The 16,856-nt window shown below is 58.6% G+C and carries 16 protein-coding genes; 11 read left to right on the top strand and 5 right to left on the bottom strand.

Annotated features, from left to right (window positions below; genetic code table 11):
* The first annotated feature begins 121 nt into the window (after nucleotides 1-121).
* Entirely contained in the window at nucleotides 122-2,581 is a 2,460-nt protein-coding gene (locus tag H8274_RS01595) for a DEAD/DEAH box helicase (protein WP_244924488.1), read from the top strand.
* Nucleotides 2,582-2,650: 69 nt separating this feature from the next.
* Here the strand turns inward: H8274_RS01595 and H8274_RS01590 are convergent, their stop codons facing one another.
* The 3 genes from H8274_RS01590 to H8274_RS01580 form a co-directional block, all read right to left on the bottom strand.
* Complete coding sequence (locus H8274_RS01590; protein WP_185933658.1) at nucleotides 2,651-3,211, bottom strand: Rv3654c family TadE-like protein; 561 nt, start codon at nucleotides 3,209-3,211, stop codon at nucleotides 2,651-2,653.
* 452 nt (nucleotides 3,212-3,663) lie between these two features.
* Nucleotides 3,664-4,086: a TadE family type IV pilus minor pilin gene (locus H8274_RS01585; protein ID WP_049618907.1), complete on the bottom strand. Its 423-nt coding sequence runs from the start codon at nucleotides 4,084-4,086 to the stop codon at nucleotides 3,664-3,666.
* A gap of 344 nt (nucleotides 4,087-4,430) precedes the next feature.
* Nucleotides 4,431-4,610, bottom strand: a complete 180-nt coding sequence (locus tag H8274_RS01580; RefSeq protein WP_049618906.1) for a DUF4244 domain-containing protein — start codon at nucleotides 4,608-4,610, stop codon at nucleotides 4,431-4,433.
* 427 nt (nucleotides 4,611-5,037) lie between these two features.
* Between H8274_RS01580 and H8274_RS01575 the strand changes: the two genes are divergently transcribed.
* The 4 genes from H8274_RS01575 (at nucleotide 5,038) to H8274_RS01560 (ending at nucleotide 8,791) form a co-directional block, all read left to right on the top strand.
* On the top strand, nucleotides 5,038-6,003 hold the full coding sequence (locus tag H8274_RS01575) for a metal ABC transporter substrate-binding protein (RefSeq protein WP_049618905.1): 966 nt from the start codon (nucleotides 5,038-5,040) through the stop codon (nucleotides 6,001-6,003).
* A gap of 81 nt (nucleotides 6,004-6,084) precedes the next feature.
* Entirely contained in the window at nucleotides 6,085-6,822 is a 738-nt protein-coding gene (locus H8274_RS01570; protein WP_185933657.1) for a metal ABC transporter ATP-binding protein, read from the top strand.
* 5 nt (nucleotides 6,823-6,827) lie between these two features.
* Nucleotides 6,828-7,886 (top strand): metal ABC transporter permease, encoded by a 1,059-nt coding sequence (locus H8274_RS01565; protein WP_185933656.1) that lies wholly within the window; start codon nucleotides 6,828-6,830, stop codon nucleotides 7,884-7,886.
* Nucleotides 7,883-8,791: a metal ABC transporter permease gene (locus H8274_RS01560; protein WP_074662595.1), complete on the top strand. Its 909-nt coding sequence runs from the start codon at nucleotides 7,883-7,885 to the stop codon at nucleotides 8,789-8,791. Before H8274_RS01565 ends, H8274_RS01560 begins: the two co-directional genes overlap by 4 nt.
* Before the next feature lie 18 nt (nucleotides 8,792-8,809).
* Here H8274_RS01560 and H8274_RS01555 read toward each other — a convergent pair whose 3' ends face one another.
* On the bottom strand, nucleotides 8,810-10,333 hold the full coding sequence (locus H8274_RS01555; protein ID WP_185933655.1) for a hypothetical protein: 1,524 nt from the start codon (nucleotides 10,331-10,333) through the stop codon (nucleotides 8,810-8,812).
* A 364-nt stretch (nucleotides 10,334-10,697) separates the two neighbouring features.
* Between H8274_RS01555 and H8274_RS01550 the strand changes: the two genes are divergently transcribed.
* The 5 genes from H8274_RS01550 (at nucleotide 10,698) to H8274_RS01530 (ending at nucleotide 15,290) form a co-directional block, all read left to right on the top strand.
* Nucleotides 10,698-11,699 (top strand): CpaE-like family protein, encoded by a 1,002-nt coding sequence (locus H8274_RS01550; RefSeq protein ID WP_185933654.1) that lies wholly within the window; start codon nucleotides 10,698-10,700, stop codon nucleotides 11,697-11,699.
* Nucleotides 11,696-13,084 carry a TadA family conjugal transfer-associated ATPase gene (locus tag H8274_RS01545; RefSeq protein WP_185933653.1) on the top strand — a complete coding sequence of 463 codons (1,389 nt, stop codon included), beginning with the start codon at nucleotides 11,696-11,698 and terminating at the stop codon, nucleotides 13,082-13,084. The genes H8274_RS01550 and H8274_RS01545 overlap by 4 nt, the downstream gene beginning before the upstream one ends.
* Nucleotides 13,081-13,797, top strand: coding sequence for a type II secretion system F family protein (locus tag H8274_RS01540; RefSeq protein WP_185933652.1), 717 nt, complete (start codon nucleotides 13,081-13,083; stop codon nucleotides 13,795-13,797). The genes H8274_RS01545 and H8274_RS01540 overlap by 4 nt, the downstream gene beginning before the upstream one ends.
* Nucleotides 13,794-14,330 carry a type II secretion system F family protein gene (locus H8274_RS01535; protein WP_185933651.1) on the top strand — a complete coding sequence of 179 codons (537 nt, stop codon included), beginning with the start codon at nucleotides 13,794-13,796 and terminating at the stop codon, nucleotides 14,328-14,330. The genes H8274_RS01540 and H8274_RS01535 overlap by 4 nt, the downstream gene beginning before the upstream one ends.
* A gap of 282 nt (nucleotides 14,331-14,612) precedes the next feature.
* Nucleotides 14,613-15,290 carry a Crp/Fnr family transcriptional regulator gene (locus H8274_RS01530; RefSeq protein WP_049619530.1) on the top strand — a complete coding sequence of 226 codons (678 nt, stop codon included), beginning with the start codon at nucleotides 14,613-14,615 and terminating at the stop codon, nucleotides 15,288-15,290.
* Nucleotides 15,291-15,732: 442 nt separating this feature from the next.
* Here the strand turns inward: H8274_RS01530 and H8274_RS01525 are convergent, their stop codons facing one another.
* Nucleotides 15,733-16,032 carry a hypothetical protein gene (locus tag H8274_RS01525; protein WP_185933650.1) on the bottom strand — a complete coding sequence of 100 codons (300 nt, stop codon included), beginning with the start codon at nucleotides 16,030-16,032 and terminating at the stop codon, nucleotides 15,733-15,735.
* Here H8274_RS01525 and H8274_RS01520 point away from each other — a divergent pair.
* Nucleotides 16,025-16,435 (top strand): hypothetical protein, encoded by a 411-nt coding sequence (locus tag H8274_RS01520; RefSeq protein ID WP_185933649.1) that lies wholly within the window; start codon nucleotides 16,025-16,027, stop codon nucleotides 16,433-16,435. The genes H8274_RS01525 and H8274_RS01520 overlap by 8 nt on opposite strands.
* Nucleotides 16,436-16,856 lie beyond the last annotated feature (421 nt).

Raw genomic sequence — 16,856 nt, 5'->3', positions numbered from 1 at the left:
GCGGAAACCTCTCACCAAAAACTAGCGTCCCTTGCGCGGAAGCGGCCGCAAATCAAACCTGTGCCCACACGGAAACACGCGCCGAAAGCCGCCGGCGGCAGGGCGTGGCACACTGGTAGCCGTGGATTTCCTTCTCGATACGATACGGCGCAGCGCCCAGGCCGGCCAGATTGCGGGCGAGGTGCAAATACCCGCCCGCCCGGCCAGCTATGGGCAATGGCCGAGCTGGGTGCCACCAGAGCTATTGGCCGCACTGGAAGAGGCGGGGGCCGGTAAACCGTGGACGCATCAGGCCACCGCTGCCGACCTTATCTACCGCGGCATAAATACCGTGGTAGCTACGGGCACGGGTTCGGGAAAATCTTTGGCTGCCTGGGTGCCGTTGCTGGCCAAAATCTTGCCGGCCCATGAATCGCCCAGCCGGCTTTCGGCAGTGCGGCACCGGCCTACTGGGATCTATTTGGCCCCTACCAAAGCTCTTGCCGCCGACCAATACGATTCCCTCCACCACCTCCTGCTTGCCGCAAATCCGCAGGTCACGGCCGCGGTTTGTGACGGGGATACGGACCGGGACGGCCGGCGCTTTGCCCGCGAATATGCCGATATTGTGCTTTCCAACCCAGATTTTATGCACCGTTCGATTTTGGCTAACCATCCGCGGTGGACGCGGGTGTTACGCGGCCTGCAAGTGCTCGTTATCGACGAGTTCCACTACTATCGGGGAGTTTTTGGCGCAAATATCGCGCATGTAGTGCGCCGCTTATTGCGCTTGGCCCGGCACTATGGGGCCCGGCCAACCGTTGTGGCCCTTTCTGCCACCGTTGGTGATCCGCAAGGTACTGCGCGCAGGTTTTTAGGGGATGCTTTTGGGGACGTTGCGGTAGTAACCGCGGATGCTTCGCCGAGCGGTGCTCGGAATATCGTTTTCTGGCGGTGCCAAGAAGTAGCGGTACATCCCGAAACTCCCCAAACTACCGAAACTCCTGCCCAAACTACCGAAACCACCTCGCCCACCGAAACCACCGCGCTGACCGAAACCACTGTGCCCACCGCCCCCACCGAAACCACCACGTCCACCGAAACCACCACGCCGAAAATTCGGCGTTCTGCTTATACGGAAGCCGGGGAGCTCATGGCCCGCCTGGTTGCGGCCGGCGGGCGGATTCTCACTTTTGTGCGTTCGCGGCCAGGCACGGAACGGGTGGCGCAAATCGCCCGCGAATATTTAGAGAGAATTGCCGCGCACCTGCGTGATTCGGTGGCTGCCTACCGCGGCGGCTATCTTCCCGAAGAACGCCGCCTGCTCGAACAAGAACTGCGGGAAGGAACCTTGCGCGGTCTTTCCACCACGAGCGCCTTGGAGCTCGGAATCGACATTTCCGGGCTCGACGGCGTAATTGTCTGCGGCTGGCCGGGCACACGCGCTTCCTTCTTGCAACAGGTCGGCCGTGCCGGCCGGGCCGGGCAAAGCGGCGTCGGCATTTTTATTGGCCGCGAAAACCCGCTCGACCAATACCTCCTCTCCCACCCGGAACAGATTACTACCGGGCAAGCCGAAGTAAACGTTTTCGACCCAGCCAACCCCAATGTGTTAGTCCCGCACGTGTGCGCGGCTGCCGCCGAACTACCTCTCACGAGCGCCGATGCCAACATTTTTGGGGTGAGCGGCCCCGAGTTCTTCACCCGCCTGGAAGCGGAAGGGTTCTTGAAGAAACGCCCCACCGGCTGGTTCTGGAACACTTCCCTCGGAGTTTGTGCACACGACGTCGTAGACCTGCGCGGTAGTGGCACCACTGTTTCCATTATCGAGCAAAGCACGGGTGCGCTACTGGGCACGGTCGATTCAAACCGGGCCGACACCACTGTTTTCCCGGGCGCGATCTACATCCACCAAGGCGCCGCCTTCCACGTCGAATCCCTCACCGCCGAAGTAGCCTTCGTCTCCCGCCAAGAAGAAGCCGACCTACGCACCTTTGCCCGGCAAGAATCGCGCGTGGAAATCTTGGACACCCAAAACTCGATTTCTACTCCCACTGGTGTGTGGGCGCGCGGGGAAGTGCTCGTTGAATCGCAGGTCACCGGATACGATTTGCGCCGCGCCCGCGATGGCATGTACCTCGGTTTCGTGCCGCTCACCATGCCCGTGCGGCAGCTACGTACGCAAGCTACCTGGTGGACGATCACACCGGCGGCTCTGGCCGCGAGCGGAATTCTAGCGGCCGAAGTGCCGGGCGGCCTGCACGGTGCCGAACACGCGGCGATCGCCATGCTCCCGTTTTTCGCCACCTGCGACCGGTGGGATTTGGGCGGTCTTTCCACGGCTTTGCATGCCGATACGGGGTGTGCCACGGTGATCGTGCACGATGCGATTCCGGGTGGTTCCGGCTGTGCCGAACGCGGGTACGACGCCGGCGCCCGCTGGATAGCCGCCACTTTGGACCTGGTTGATTCCTGCCCGTGTGATAGCGGATGCCCCCGCTGTATCCAATCCCCCAAATGCGGAAACAATAACGAACCGCTACACAAAAAGGCCGCCATAGCTTTCCTGCGTTTACTACTAGATGCGCTACAAGAAGCCTAAATGTTCTACACGAAGCACAGCGGAAAGCCCTAGCAAAATATGCCTTGTTCATATCGGCCGGCACGAAGTTTATACCGGGCCGGCCCGGGCTTCCTGGCACATATATACGCCTGGCAACGCCGGCACTTTGCCGCGAACTTCTACCGTCACGATTTCTTCATTTTCCCGGCAAGAGGTGAGTTCCAGGCCCTGCGCTTGTACATTCGCGGCGGCCAGTGCACAGGCCTGGCCCACTTCCTGGTGTTGGTTAATAATACGGTCGGCCACTTGGATTGCATTTACGTCCGCCACCATGCGCACTTGACCACGTATTTTCAGGCCTTGCGCAACTGCAATAGCACCCGCGAATACCGCGAGTAGCACGGCAATAGCCCCAATAGTCAAAACACTTCCTGCCCCTGTTTCTGCGGTACCGCCACCGGGTTTTGGCGGGCCTACATGTGTTTGCCCGGCTTTCGCCCGGTTCTTTCCCCAGAATTTTGCCCGGCCCATTCCCCAGGTCTTTGCGCGGTTCCTTCCCCCGGCCTTCCGCCAGTTTCGTTTATGTAAATGTGGAAGCACCCACGCGCGCTGCCGCGAGCGCGGGCGGACCTGGCGGCTTTCGACATACCGGCACTTCCACTTCTCCATACATTTGCCTTCCTGTGTTACTTTCTTGACGGTGCTGTTTTCCTGACCGTGCTCTTTCTTGACGGTGCCGTTTTCCTGACGGTGCCGCTTTCCTGACGGTGTTGTTTTCCTGACCGTGCCGCTTTCCTGACCGTGTTCTTTCTTGACCGTGTTGTTTTCTTGACCGTGTTGTTTGGCTTCCTGTGCTATTCGCAGTACTCAGTTTGTTTGCGGTATCCGTGTTACTTCCGATGCTCGCGGCGCCATGCTTTTTCGATGCCGGTTAGTACTGGGCTTTTTGATCTTTAATGCTGCTCGGTTGCGGCCCGGTTATTGCCGGGTTACTGCCCGGATTCTGGCTAGGTTTTAGTCTGAGTTCTGGCCCTGGTTATAGCTGGGTTCTGCTCGGGTTCTGGCCCGGATTTCTCCGCGGCGTTGACCGCGGCTTTATGCCTCGGCACCGGCCTTACGGCTTATTTTTCGAGCAGCACACCCGGTTCTAGATCAACCAGGGTTTCGGCACGAAGCTGGAGATTAAAAGGGCCGGCCGCCCGTTTTTCTACCGTTATTAGTGCCCGGCCTGATTGCCCCGAACCAGTATCAATTTTTAGGCTGGCACCGGAAGGAAGTACCTGGCTCGAAACTTCTTCATAAGATCTACCGCGGGCCGCGAGCACCGCAATTTCCCGGCTCGCATCTTGCACCTCAAAATATTGCACCGCCGTCCACAAGGCATATAGCGCCAAAATCACCACGCTCAGCAAAGCAAGCATTCCTAAGGCAATTTCCACGGTTACCATGCCGCTTTCGGATTTATCGCGCCTAGATTTTCCCGCCCAGCGCACCGCAGATGCGGGTTCGCCGCAATCTATCACCTGCGTATTTTTCTTTTGCATCTACTTTCGCCGCCTACCACTAGTCCCTTTACTCTGTTTCCTTTCCCGCACTGTGGGGCCTCCCCTGCGACCGTCCCCAGTGCCTCCCAGTGCCTTCCCTCGGCCTTCGCCGGACTTTTCCCTGGGGCTTTTACCGGAAGCCTTTACCGTGGGACTTCCCGGCGGCCTTCCCTAGTGGGCAGGCACGAACAGCAGTTTTTGCTGCCGTTCGGCCTGCCCACCAGTTGCTAGAAAATGACACACGATGGCAGAAAATAACTTTTCTGCGCAATTTGCCTTATTTCGCCTTGTATCTAAAGACCGCACAAGGCGAGGCCTAGATAATGAACAAAGGATAAATACGTTTAAAGGCGAAAGATTTTCTTGAAGAGCGCCGAAATCATATCCTTGAACCAGTCTTGTTGGGCTAGCCAAACCAGGATTCCGGCAATGCTTGTTGCACCTACAGTACCGACAGCATATTCCGCCGTCGTCATTCCTTCTTCACCTGGATTATGACGAATATCTGCGTAATGTGTAGACATTTTTCCTCCACTGTTGTTTTCTTTGTTTTCTTCCAGTTCTTTGCTCGCAGCCGCATTGCAATTACCAACAACCGGGAAACTAAAACTCCGGTGCGTGATAATGCGGCGAGCGTGCCGGCGTCTTCGAAAAGCGCCTAGGAAAAGAATCGTCGAAGTGGCCTGGCCCCACCCGGCCGGGAGGAAAAACTGTGAATCTGCGTGCCGCGCCGCCAACTGTGGAAACCATGTGCACCGCGCGCCAGGCGATCAATCACGCATTCATGCACGTAAGCAGCGTTAATGCGAATGGTTTTCAAAGATGAGAGGTTCTCTACCTTTACGGCGGGTAGCGAATTAGGTTAGCCTAACCGTACTAGCGCGCTATAGCGTTTCTAGCTCTAACGCAAATTGGAATTATTCGACGGCTTTATGCCTAGAAAGAGAACACATGAAAATCGCACGCATCTTCGGATCGGTTGCCGCTTGCGTCCTCGCACTTACCACTATGAGCGGTTGTGCCACGGACACGGCCACCGATTCAGGCACAGCCGAGGCTACCTCAGGTGCTACTTCTTCCGGCCCGATCCAAGTAGTTTCCACTACCGGCTATCTTACCGACGCGATCCAGAATATCGATCCGGAAGCTGAAGTCACCACCTTGGTTGCCCCGGGCGGCGATCCCCACACCCAAGAACTAACCACGGCCGATATCGAAAAGGTCGATAAGGCAGACGTTGTGGTGTGGACGAGCCACGATATGGAACATCGCATGATGGACCATTTCGATAACCTGGGAGAACGGTCCCTACCCGCGGCAGAAGCTATCCCCGAAAACGAACTTCTCCCCTGGGAAGAAGATGGCAAGATCGAAGGGCACGATCCGCACGTGTGGAACTCGCCCGAACTGTGGCAGTACACGGTAAACAACATTGCCAATAAGTTCAGCGAGCTGCGGCCCGATAATGCGGCTACCTACCGTGCGAATGCGGAAAAGTACAATGCCGAAATCCAAAAGGCTCACGAAAAGGCCGCGGAACAAATGGCTCAAATCCCGAAGGAAAAGCGTTTCCTGGTTACCGGCCATGATGCCTTTAACTACCTGGGCAAGACCTACGATCTGGAAGTTTATGCCACGGATTTCGTTTCCTCGGAATCAGAAATGTCTGCCGCTGAAATGGACGAACTGGCCCAGTTGATCGTGGACCATAAGATCGGCGTCGTCTTCCAAGATAACCTGAAGAATCCGGAAGTGATTAAGCACCTGCAGGATTCCGTGCACGCCAAGGGAGGAAACGTGGAAGTCTCCGATACCGAGCTTTTCGCTGACACCCTCGGCGAAACCGCGCCTCTGGATACGTACCTGGGCGCTTTCGAACACAATATTGAAGCAATTGTGGGAGCGCTTACCAAATAGCGCGATTGCCACGAATTAGCTAAGAAAGCCTCCCTCGTTATTCTTCACAACGGGAGTCTTTCTTTTCCTGAGGAAGTGAAAATGACACAGCACGCACCGTTGAGCGTTCGCGATTTGAGTGCCGGTTACCAGCGCACTCTCGCCCTCGATTCGGTTTCGGTAACCGTTTCTCCGCAAACGATCCACGCCATTGTGGGGCCGAATGGTTCGGGGAAATCAACACTGCTCAAAGCCTCGCTCGGCCTGCTGGCCGGCACTACGGGGAGCGCGAAATTCTTTGGGGAACCCCTTGATAAAGTGCGCCCGCGGGTAGCTTATATGCCGCAAACGGCCGATGTTGATTGGGATTTCCCGATCGTTGTGAACGACGTCGTACTCATGGGCACCTACCCGAAGCTGGGCTGGATGCGCCGGCCGGGCCGCAAACAACGTTCCTTAGCCAAGCAGGCGATGGAAAAGGTGGGCCTGGAAAAGCTGGGGCGGCGCCACATTTCGCAACTTTCTGGCGGGCAAAAGCAACGCGTTTTTGTGGCGCGGCTACTCGCCCAAGAAGCAGATCTATTACTGATGGATGAACCTTTTGCGGGCATTGATAAAGCTTCCGAAGCGCTCATTATTGACGTGCTGCGCGCCGAAGTGGCGAACGGAAAAACCGTGATTATCGTGCATCATGACCTGAACAACCTCGCGAGTTTCTGCACGCACGCCACTTTACTTTCCGGCGGGCACGTAGTGGAAAGCGGGGACGTGAAAAAGGTGCTCGCACCGCAGGCGCTTACCGCAGCCTATGGAATTTCGAGCGACCTGCTAGGGGTGTAAGCGGAATGGACTTTTCCTTCATCCCAATCAGCGAGTTTTTGGGCACCTACGGTTTTCGTACCACGTTTTTGGCGGCGCTACTGGTAGGGCTACTAGCTGGGGCTTTTGGTTCTTTGTTGTATTTGCGCCGGCAGTCTTTGCTCTCTGATGTAATGGGGCATTCGGCGATCTTCGGCGTGGTGGGAGCTTTCGTTTTCGCTACCGCTGTGCTCGGCATTAATGGCCAGTCGATGACGGTACTGGTGATCGGCGCGGCCATATCCGGATTCCTTTCGGTAGCGTTCACGCATTGGATCACCGCGCGCACCACCATCGCCCCCGATACTGCGATGGCAGTAAGCCTCGCCTTGTTTTACGGCGGCGGGATGTGCGGATTGCACATGGTAAATCATTCTTCCCTGCCGAACCGTTCCGGCCTTTCCAACTATATTTTCGGTAATGCTGCCACCACGCGGGCTTCTGATTTGAGCACGATTTTCTGGTTCGGAGTTGCGATCCTCATCGTACTTATCTTGTTCTGGAAAGAATTCAAAGTGAGTATTTTTGATCCGCTCACCGCGCAGAGCTACGGCTACCGGCCCGCTATCGTGAACGGCCTGCTCATGACGTGCATTACCATCGCGATTGTGACCGGCGTGAAATCCGTAGGCATGATCCTCATGGTCGCTTTCGCAATTCTGCCGGCCACGGTAATGCACCAATTTGCCCGCTCGATGAGTCAAATGGTGCTTGGTTCCGGATTGCTTGGCGCGGCCGCCGGCGGGATAGGTGCCTATCTGTCAATTTGTGCGGGCAAAGTACCGACCGGGCCCGTGGTAGTACTGCTCTTGTTCCTCATGTTCGTGGTCGGTTTGGTGCTTAGCCCCCGCCGGCGCGGCCGCAAGCTTTCGGGCGATATGCAGGAAATGCGCGAACTCGATGCACCCGAACCCGAGGTGCCCGCACCCGATGCACAAAAACTAGACGCGCCCGGAGCAGCTACGCAGGGAGCAGGCGCGCAGGGAGCAGCTGCGCAAAAACTAGACGCGCCCGAAGCAGGCGCGCAAGGAGTGACGGTTTCATGAGTTTTATTACGGCTGCTTTCTTGTTAGCCGCGGTTGCTTCGGTAACTTGCGCGCTGCCGGGTATTTTTGTGGTGCTGCGCCGCCAATCCATGATTGTGGACGCCATTTCTCACGCGGTACTGCCCGGGATCGTGATCGGCGTGGCGCTTTCCGGGAGCCTACACTCCCCCATCATGGTGGTTGCGGCCACGCTCATGGGTTTGATTATTGTGTGGGCGTCTAACTGGTTACGTGGTTCGCGCCTCCTTGCCGGCGACGCCGACCAAGGCGTTATCTTCCCCGCGCTCTTCTCCTTGGGCGTGCTGTTATTATCGACGGTTTTCTCAAATATCCATATTTGCACCGATACGGTGTTGGCCGGCGATCTGAACCTCATGGCGCTGAGCACCGAGCATATTATCGTGGGGAATTACGATATTGGCCCGCGGACCATGTGGATCCTGCTGGGGGTATGCGCGATCAATGCCCTGTTTATTTGGCGTTACTTCCGCGTCCTAGAAACCGCGACCTTCGATCGGCAGTTTGCGCTCACGGCTGGCATGCCGGTACGCGCGGTAGAAAATATGCTCATGTTCTTGGTGGCACTGACGATCGTGGCGGCCTTTAACGTGGCCGGTTCAATCCTGGTAATTGCCCTCATGATCTGCCCGGCAGCTACCGCGCTGCTGGTTAGCCACAACCTGCGCAAGGTAATTCCGTTGACGATCGCGATCGCCATTGCCAGCGCGATTATTGGTTTCTTCGTGGCGTGGCGGCTCGACCTGCCCACCTCCGCCATGATGGCCTTCGTGGACGGCGTGCTCTTCGGCCTTACCGCCCTGGTCCAAGCCTGGAAGCGACGCACCAAAATTCACGGCACTACCAAAATCGTGGAAGTAGCGCCGGCCGCCCAGCCGGCTTGCTAGACTCCTCTGCTAGTTTTGCTAGTTGCCCTGTTCGTAGATTTCGCGGCGGGTTGTTGCTTCGGCACGGCGGGCGCCCCGGCGTCGTGCCCCGTGGGCGGCGAAACCGATGCTGAACAGCCCCACCCCGAAGATGAGGAACCCACCCCACATAAAGTTGCGGAACAGGTGCGCCGTAATATTTTGGACGATTTGATAGTTGAGCGAGGCGGTTACTTGCGCCCAGCCCTGCGCCGCATACATGCCGAGTGCGGGTACGAACAGCGTGAGCAAGCCTGCCACAATAAAGACGACGCCGAAGAATTGCGCCGCAAAACTAGACCTGCGCGCTAGCAAACCCAGCAAAAGGAGCGCTGCGCCGCCGCCCAAAAGTTCCACGAGGGGAACGAAAGAAACGCCGGCTGCGTGCGCGCTTGCTGGGTCGGCCAGGAATTCTTCGGTAAGAGGTTGGGCGAGCCGCAAACCGGCCATACCGTCAGAAATCAGGTACCAACCGACCACGACTAATAGGAAACTCACGAAGGTCACCCACACGTGCGTCCACCCGCGGCCCTTCGGTTCTTCCGGCAGTGCGATAGCACCGCCTTCGACCGTGGCCCACTGCGACATGCGGCTTTGTGCTTCCGATTCCGGCGCAGGTGAGAACTCGGACGGCGCGGCCGGCGGTGTGTACGGGATTTCTTCGGCCACATAGGGGCTGATTTGCTCCCCGCCTTCTGCACTCACCGGCTTATCGATCCCGGCTGCTTGACCCAAAGTCGCATACTCGCGGGCGGGCGGCATAGCGGCCTGTTGGGAGGCCGGGGCCGGAGTAGGAGCCGGGGCGCCCACCCCGTCAAAAACGTTTTCTGTGCCCGTGCCAAAACTCGTACCGCCAACAGTTTCGGTACCGGCCACAGGTGGCACCGCATCTGGCACCGAACCTGCCGCGCTACTCGACGCCGCGCTTGGCGCATCCGCACCACCTGCGATGGAGGAATCCGATATGGTGCCCGCCGGCCAGACGGAACGCCGCGCGCGCGGACCGCTTGCCCCCGCGGCAACACCAGCGGTGCCGGAAGTAGCGGCTGAGCCAGTTACGGCAGCTGGAGCAGCTACAGTAGCTGGGCCAGTTACGGTGGCGGGGCCGGATAGTTCGACAGCGGCAGTCTCCGCACCCGCAGTGCCCGTAGTACCGGTAGTGCCGGCAGTATCGGTTGTGCCGGTTGAGGCAGCCGTGCCAGCCATAGCTTCGGCGCCAGCGGTAGCTTTGGCATCGGCCGTGCTAGTGGCACCATAAGTGCCGGCCCCACTGGTAGCACCGGCCACGCCGGCAGTGCCGGAAGAATAAGAACCTGCGTTTTGCTGATCCGCCGGCTCGTCGAAGATTGGTTCTTCCAAAGCACTAATAGCTTCCTGCGCACTGGCAGCACTGGCCATACTGGCCGCACTCATCGCGCTACCACTCCGCGCGGGCGGCACGGATTCCTCGATGGGAGCCAAGAAGTCTTCATCATCGAGCGGACGGCGCGACTGCGCGTTGTACGGATCATTGGGAGTTGACACAGGTTCCTCCTTATAATATTTCTCTGCCAAAAGAATACGCGACAAATTTTTGTAGGTACGAAACTGGCCGGGCGTTTTGCACATTTTCTCCCTATCAAGGCCCATAAGTCCATGCTCAGCGGCCTACAGTGGCCCAAAACTACCCTGAATCCCAGCGAGCCGCCCACCCAGCAACCTGCCCACCCAGCGATCCGCCCACCCAGCAACCCGCCCACCCAGCGAGCCGCCGAAACGGTTTACCGCGCCGCCCGTCCGCCTCGAACTTTCGCTCCGAACTTTCCACAGTTTGGCCCCGCGTTCCTATTTTCCACAGCGGCGCCCACCGGCCACGCCGCGGTTTTCTTTTCTGGCCAGACTGCCAGCTATGGATGCTACTCGCGGAAATATTATGGACACGGTTTCCCTCACCGGTTCGCACGGGGTTACAGTGCAGGAAGTGAATCGGATCGCGGAACTGGCAGGGATCGCCGTCAAACAGGTTGCCGAACGCGCCGGCGGGCAGGAAGCCGTGCTGCGGCTTGAAGAAATCGCGGGTGCCCGGGTGCGGGTGAAAGCTAGTTTCCATCCGGCCTACGCGCCCTATTTTGCTTCCGGCTCGATCACCTTGGAACTTCCCGCCCAAGCCGAAGACCTTTTGGAACTCATGCTTGCCGCCGGTTCTACCCGGCGCGGCCTGACTATCGGCGTGGTTGGGGCTAGCGGCGGGATTGGGGTAACTGCGCTCGCCTGTTGGATCGCTAGCTGCCTACCCGCCCGGGCGGCCCTAGCCGATTTAGATCCGGCTTCCGCCGGGCTTTTAGGTTTCTTAGCCATGGAAAACGCGGCCGGCCTGCGCTGGGCCGATATTCCCGAATCCGCCGGCGTGCTCGTGCCCGGCCGCCTGGCCGACGCTTTGCCAGCACGCGGCACCTTGCGGGTGTTATCGGCAGATGGGCGCGGCGCCGTCGTACCCACCGGAACCGTGGGACAACGTGCCATTGATGCCCTTTCCCAATCGCATGACCATACCGTATTAGATTTGCCGCGCCTAGCTTTGCAACCTGGCAGCACCGCCGCCACCTGGCTGGACTGGTGTGACCACCTGGTGGTCCTCACCGTGCCGGGGGTGCGTGGGGTGAGTCAGGCAAAACTCGCCCTCTCCCGGCTCACCAGCCGTACCGTTACCGTAGCCACGCGCGCCACCAATAAATTAGAAGCTGCCTCATTCGCGGAAGAAATCGACCACCCCGTACACCTCATCCGCCCCTTACGCGGGTTCGACGCCGATATTGAGCATGGCCTAGCGCTTGGCTCGCGCACCCGTTCTGCCACGCATCGAGACATTTCGCGCCTGGCCCGCACCCTCGCGGAAAAGAGTGCGTTATGAAACGGCCAGACCAAGCTAGTTTGCGGGCGGCGCGGCTAAATCTTGCGCGCGGAAAAAGAGTGGCCACGGTGGTGGCAGAAACCGTGCCGGAAGCGGTGGGAGCCAAAGAACTCCTGGGCCGCGACCGTAACCTGCGCGCGATTGCCGCCGGGTTTGGCCCGGAACTGCAAAACTTGTTAGACCAACCAGATATCACCGATATTCTCATCAACGGGACGGCCGGGGCATGGATAGATCGCGGGAACGGGCTGGAACGGGCCCCACAACTAGCAAAAATCCTACAAACCGAAGCAGATGTGCGGGCACTAGCGGTACGGCTGGCCGCGGCGGCCGGGCAAAGGCTCGATGATGCCTCCCCGATTGCGGACGGCACTTTTTCTGGGGGTTTGCGTTTGCACGCGGTACTCCCGCCGCTCGGGGCGGAAGGAGCACTTATTTCTTTGCGAACCCAGCGGGCGATCACTTTTAGTTTGACGGCACTATCGGAAAATGGCATGGTGGCCCCGCAACTGTTGCCTATCGTGGAAGCTTTGGTGGCACGGCGTGCCAACGTGATGATTTCTGGTTCTACCGGTTCGGGAAAAACTACTTTACTGGCCGCGCTCCTTTCGGAAGTGCCGGAAACCGAACGCATTTTAGTTATCGAAGAGGCAGCAGAACTGCGCCCGCACCACCCGCACGTAGTGCATTTGCAGGTGCGGCACGCCAATGTGCAAGGCGTGGGAGAAGTGAGTATGAGTGAACTGGTGCGGGCAGCCATGCGGATGCGGCCCGACCGAATAGTGCTGGGCGAATGCCGCGGCCCCGAAGTGCGGGACGTACTTTCTGCGCTCAATACCGGCCACGAAGGAGGATGGGCAACAATTCACGCCAATTCCGCGTTGGATGTTCCCGCCCGGCTCACCGCGCTGGGCGCGCTCGCGGGAATGACGGAGGACGTGGTTGCTGCCCAGGCCACGAGTGCCCTGGACGCTGTGATCCACGTGGAACGCCGCCACGGCATGCGGATGATTACCCAGATAGGGGTGTTCACCCGCGCGGGCGGAGAACTACGCGCCGAACCGGCAATCTTGGTAGAGCCTGCAGCCCGGGCAGAACCCGCCGCGCTGGCAGAACCCACAGCCCTAGCAGAGCCCGCTACCCCGGCAAAACCCACCGCCCTGGTAGAACCCGCCGCGCAGGCAAAACCTGCCGCGTCCGCACCGCCTCGGTTACGTTTCTGTGCCGGCTGGAAAAAACTGGGCCCGCGGCTCGGCTTTGCGGGTAGCTCTCCAAGTAACTTTCCTGAGAACCCTCCAAGTAACTCTCTGGGATACTTTCCGAGTAACTATCCCGGGAACCCTCCAGGTAGCTCCCCAGGTAGTAGGAGGCCAGCCGCGCCATGATTTTCCTTGCCTGCGCCTTGCTTTTGTTAGCCGCGGTTTATACGCGGCGGGCACCCCGGGCTGGGACGCGCCCGGCGTTACTGGCCCAAAGCCAACGCAACCGGGAACGCCGCGCGGCACAAAAGGCCCGCCGCGCGAAAGAGAAATCCGCACGGAAAGCGGCCCGCACTACGGATATAGGGATGCTCGCCGCGGAAGCAGCAGCGCGGATGCGTTCTGGTGCCACTACCGAAAATGCGTGGCGGCTAACCGTTGCCCGGGAAGGGTTTTCGGTACCTGCCGGCGGCGAACTTGATGCTACCGGGGTGCCGCGCGCCTTGCGCATGATTTGGGAAACGGCAAGCCGGCGCCGCAAACGCAAGGACGTGTCCTTGTACGGAATCCCGCCCGTGATCGCCGTGTGCCGACTTTCGCATCTGACCGGGGCTTCCGCCGCAGACGTTTTAGAGGCCTGCGCGCAGGGTATTACGGAAGCAGCAGAAGCGGCCGGGGAACGCCAAATTGCGCTCGCCGGCCCGCTTTCCAGCGCAAGAATATTGGCCTGCCTGCCCATTTTCGGGATTTTCTTAGGGATTGTTTTTGGCGCGAACCCGCTTGGTTTCCTTTTCGGTTCACCTTTTGGGCTGGTGTGTTTGGTGCTCGCAATTATTTTTGAGGGCACCGGGATTTGGTGGACGCGGCGGCTGGTGCGCCAGGCAGGAATGGGACAATGATATTTGTGTTTGCCGCTGGCCTGTTGGCGCTTTTTACTGCTGGTGCTTACACTTCGCCGCGGTTCTTTGCGCGCCGCCGCCCGGCCCCGCCGCCGGCCCTGCCGCCTTCCGATCCAGCGACCCTTGCCGACCTTGCCCGGGCCGCCCTCGTTTCCGGTGCTTCCGTACCAGACGCGCTGCGCGCCGTCGCCGCGGCTACCGCCGAAGAACAGGAACCGTGCGGGCTGGAGCTTACCGCGCGGCTCTTAGTTTTAGGTGCGAGCTGGGAGGAAGCCTGGACGCACGTACCCGAAAGGTGCCGTATTTTGCGCGATACCCTTGCCCCTTCGTGGCACGACGGCGCCGCTCCCGTACCGCTTTTGCGTCGCGCTTCCGCAAGCCACCGGGCCCGCCGTATCCGGGAGGCGCGGGAAGCGGCAGCCGAGCTTGGCACCCGGTTGGTATTACCGTTGACTACGTGTTTTTTACCAGCTTTCGTACTATTGGGCGTAGTGCCTATCATTGCCTCACTTGGTTTAGCCTTTTTCGGATAGAGTTCTAGCTGGTCATGGCTAACTTCGCGACGCGCCCACGCCAATACCGGAGTTGTGCCCTACCGCACGTTATCGGGGTAGAATGATTTTTAGGCTTTCCAGGAACGCCGAAAAGGCGCTTCTATCACTGGTTCTGAGCTTTCTTCGCGTAATTTACGCAGTTCATGAGCCATAAGTCACCATTTTCGCTATATCTTTGGCAAGATGTGAGGTGAACGGAAAGTGGCGCTTTGCGCCATGATCGCGTAAGCGAATATAACAGTAGTCAGAAAGTAGGATGCGGTGGATACAGACGTTTTGCGTTCAGTTTCTCTCTTCAAAGATCTGAGCCAGGAAGATCTGGCTTCTCTCGGGTCGATGATGAGTGATGGCTCGCTCAAGCGCGGCGAGAGCCTCTTCCACGAAGGCGACGAAGGCGATCGCCTTTACATTATTACCGACGGCAAGGTGAAGCTCAGCCACACTTCAGATGATGGACGGGAAAACCTCATCGCAGTGTTGGGCCCGGGCGAAATTATTGGCGAACTTTCTCTCTTCGATTTGGGCCCGCGGTCTTCCACGGTTACCGCGATTGCCCCCACGAAATTGCTTTCCCTTTCGCATCGCGATATGAAGGCTTTCATTCGGGAACATCCGGAACTGGCAATCTCCATGCTCCGCGAACTTTCGAAGCGGTTGCGCGCCACTAATGAAAATATGGCAGACCTCGTCTTCTCCGATGTGCCGGGACGCGTAGCTAAGGCCCTCCTGGATTTGGCTAATCGCTTCGGTGAACGCACTCCGGAAGGCGTCTTCGTGGCACACGATCTGACGCAGGAAGAATTGGCACACTTAGTAGGTGCTTCGCGAGAAACGGTTAATAAGTCTCTCGCTGATTTCGTTTCGCGGGGCTGGATCCGGTTGGAAGGCCGGGCCGTCTTGCTGATTGAAATTGGCCGCCTGCAACGCCGCGCTCACTAAAACCATTTAAACCATTTCTGTGTTGAGGCGGCGGCGTGCGGGTGCGGGTTACCCGCTTAGATCTGCGTGCAGGCACGGTAACCAGCGGGCTTGGCGCATACTACTCCGTGCGTGCTAGTTGTATAACGGGTTACCAATATTTTGTGGCGCTGAGGTTTAAAAAGCGGACCTCGGCGCCACTTTTTCTACCTTGGAATAGTATTTCCTTATCTGCTTGTGCCACCGCAAGCATTTTGCTCGAAAGGAAGCATCTACTCATGACGAGTTCACAGCCACAAGATTATCCGTACACTAACAATTCCGTTCCACCGGTTCACCGAGAAAACCCGGGAAACCAAACACCCCCGCCACCGCCTGCAGGTGCACCCGGTGGGGGCCCGGCTCCGTATCCCGGTTACGGATATCAACAGCCCAGCAATGCTTTTGCGGGCTCGGCGGGTGTTTATTTCAAGTGGGTGCGGGATAAGGCCACATTGAAAAACAATTGGCCGATGTTAGGCGTGGCGGTATGTGCCGGTCTCGCAATTATTTCTTTGTTCTTGCCGTTGGCAAAAGCGTGGCGCTTTACCATCAATTTCTTTACTGACGAACTGATGGCACTCGGGTTTTTGTTCCTGATATTCACCTTGCCGGTGCTGATCTTGGCGGGGCTCACTTTCCGAACGGGGTCACGTGGGGTGCGAATCGCCGCTATTGCGTTTGCGTTCGTCACGTTCTTCTTTGAGTTCGCAATAATGGTCATCTTTGTTACGGAGGACCTGCACGAGTTGCGAATTGTGGAACACGGAATGGGCGCTTACTTGCTGCTTTTGGCTTCTCTGTGTGGCCTGGTGTTTGCCGGTTTGTCGATTCCTTTCCGGCCGCAGCGCCGCGCCGTGCCGCTCCTGCCCCAGCAGTGGCAGGCTGCCACACCGGCTGCTTCCCCGGCTTGGCAGTATCCGCAAGGTACGACGCCGCCCACCCAGCCTGCTCCTGCCCCGACGCAGCAGTATGGCGCTCCGGGTGCCTACGGTTCGCCCACGTCTTATGCCCAGCCGGGCCAGCAGCAAACTCCGCAAACCGGGCCAGCTAACCCGGCTTCGCAGGCTCAGGGTGGCCCAGTTCCGCCGGCTAACCCAGCTTCCTCGACCGGCTCGGCTTCCTAGGCCCAATAGGGACCCCAAGACAACGCGGCCTTCCAGGCCTAGAGTTGCAAAATAATCAAAATAATCAAGGCAACTTGGAATCCCAGGTATACCCAATTTGCTGGCAAAAAATATTGCCTGCCTGTGGTAGCTGAAACCTGGTACCTGAAACCTGGTACCTGAAGCTGGGAGCTAGCACCTGGTATCTGAAGCTGGGAGCTAGTACCGGTAGCTGAAGGCGGCAGCTAAGGCTCTGGTAGCTGAGTAACTGAAACGCCTCCGTGTCGCATATACGTTTCAAGCGTATACGTCTAAATATGTAGAAGGCCCCGGCCCGGGAGTAGCACTACTTTCGTAGTGCCCTCCGGGCCGGGGCCTTTTGGTTTTACCCGCCGCGCCCGGCCCCTTCCCTCCCTCTATTGAGAGAGTATTTGGGAAGCCG

This window comes from Actinobaculum suis, assembly GCF_900618115.1.
Taxonomy (GTDB): Bacteria; Actinomycetota; Actinomycetes; order Actinomycetales; family Actinomycetaceae; genus Actinobaculum; species Actinobaculum suis.
The sequence above is the reverse complement of the archived record's forward strand: the minus strand, read 5'-3'. Positions and strand labels throughout refer to the sequence as shown.

Bases quoted from the DNA above. Each gene is read 5' to 3' on its own strand.
- H8274_RS01590 (WP_185933658.1), bottom strand. From the start codon at position 3,211: ATGGAGAAGTGGAAGTGCCGGTATGTCGAAAGCCGCCAGGTCCGCCCG.
- H8274_RS01585 (WP_049618907.1), bottom strand. From the start codon at position 4,086: ATGCAAAAGAAAAATACGCAGGTGATAGATTGCGGCGAACCCGCATCT.
- H8274_RS01580 (WP_049618906.1), bottom strand. From the start codon at position 4,610: ATGTCTACACATTACGCAGATATTCGTCATAATCCAGGTGAAGAAGGA.
- H8274_RS01575 (WP_049618905.1), top strand. From the start codon at position 5,038: ATGAAAATCGCACGCATCTTCGGATCGGTTGCCGCTTGCGTCCTCGCA.
- H8274_RS01570 (WP_185933657.1), top strand. From the start codon at position 6,085: ATGACACAGCACGCACCGTTGAGCGTTCGCGATTTGAGTGCCGGTTAC.
- H8274_RS01565 (WP_185933656.1), top strand. From the start codon at position 6,828: ATGGACTTTTCCTTCATCCCAATCAGCGAGTTTTTGGGCACCTACGGT.
- H8274_RS01560 (WP_074662595.1), top strand. From the start codon at position 7,883: ATGAGTTTTATTACGGCTGCTTTCTTGTTAGCCGCGGTTGCTTCGGTA.
- H8274_RS01550 (WP_185933654.1), top strand. From the start codon at position 10,698: ATGGATGCTACTCGCGGAAATATTATGGACACGGTTTCCCTCACCGGT.
- H8274_RS01545 (WP_185933653.1), top strand. From the start codon at position 11,696: ATGAAACGGCCAGACCAAGCTAGTTTGCGGGCGGCGCGGCTAAATCTT.
- H8274_RS01540 (WP_185933652.1), top strand. From the start codon at position 13,081: ATGATTTTCCTTGCCTGCGCCTTGCTTTTGTTAGCCGCGGTTTATACG.
- H8274_RS01535 (WP_185933651.1), top strand. From the start codon at position 13,794: ATGATATTTGTGTTTGCCGCTGGCCTGTTGGCGCTTTTTACTGCTGGT.
- H8274_RS01520 (WP_185933649.1), top strand. From the start codon at position 16,025: ATGGTCATCTTTGTTACGGAGGACCTGCACGAGTTGCGAATTGTGGAA.
- H8274_RS01525 (WP_185933650.1), bottom strand. From the start codon at position 16,032: ATGACCATTATTGCGAACTCAAAGAAGAACGTGACGAACGCAAACGCA.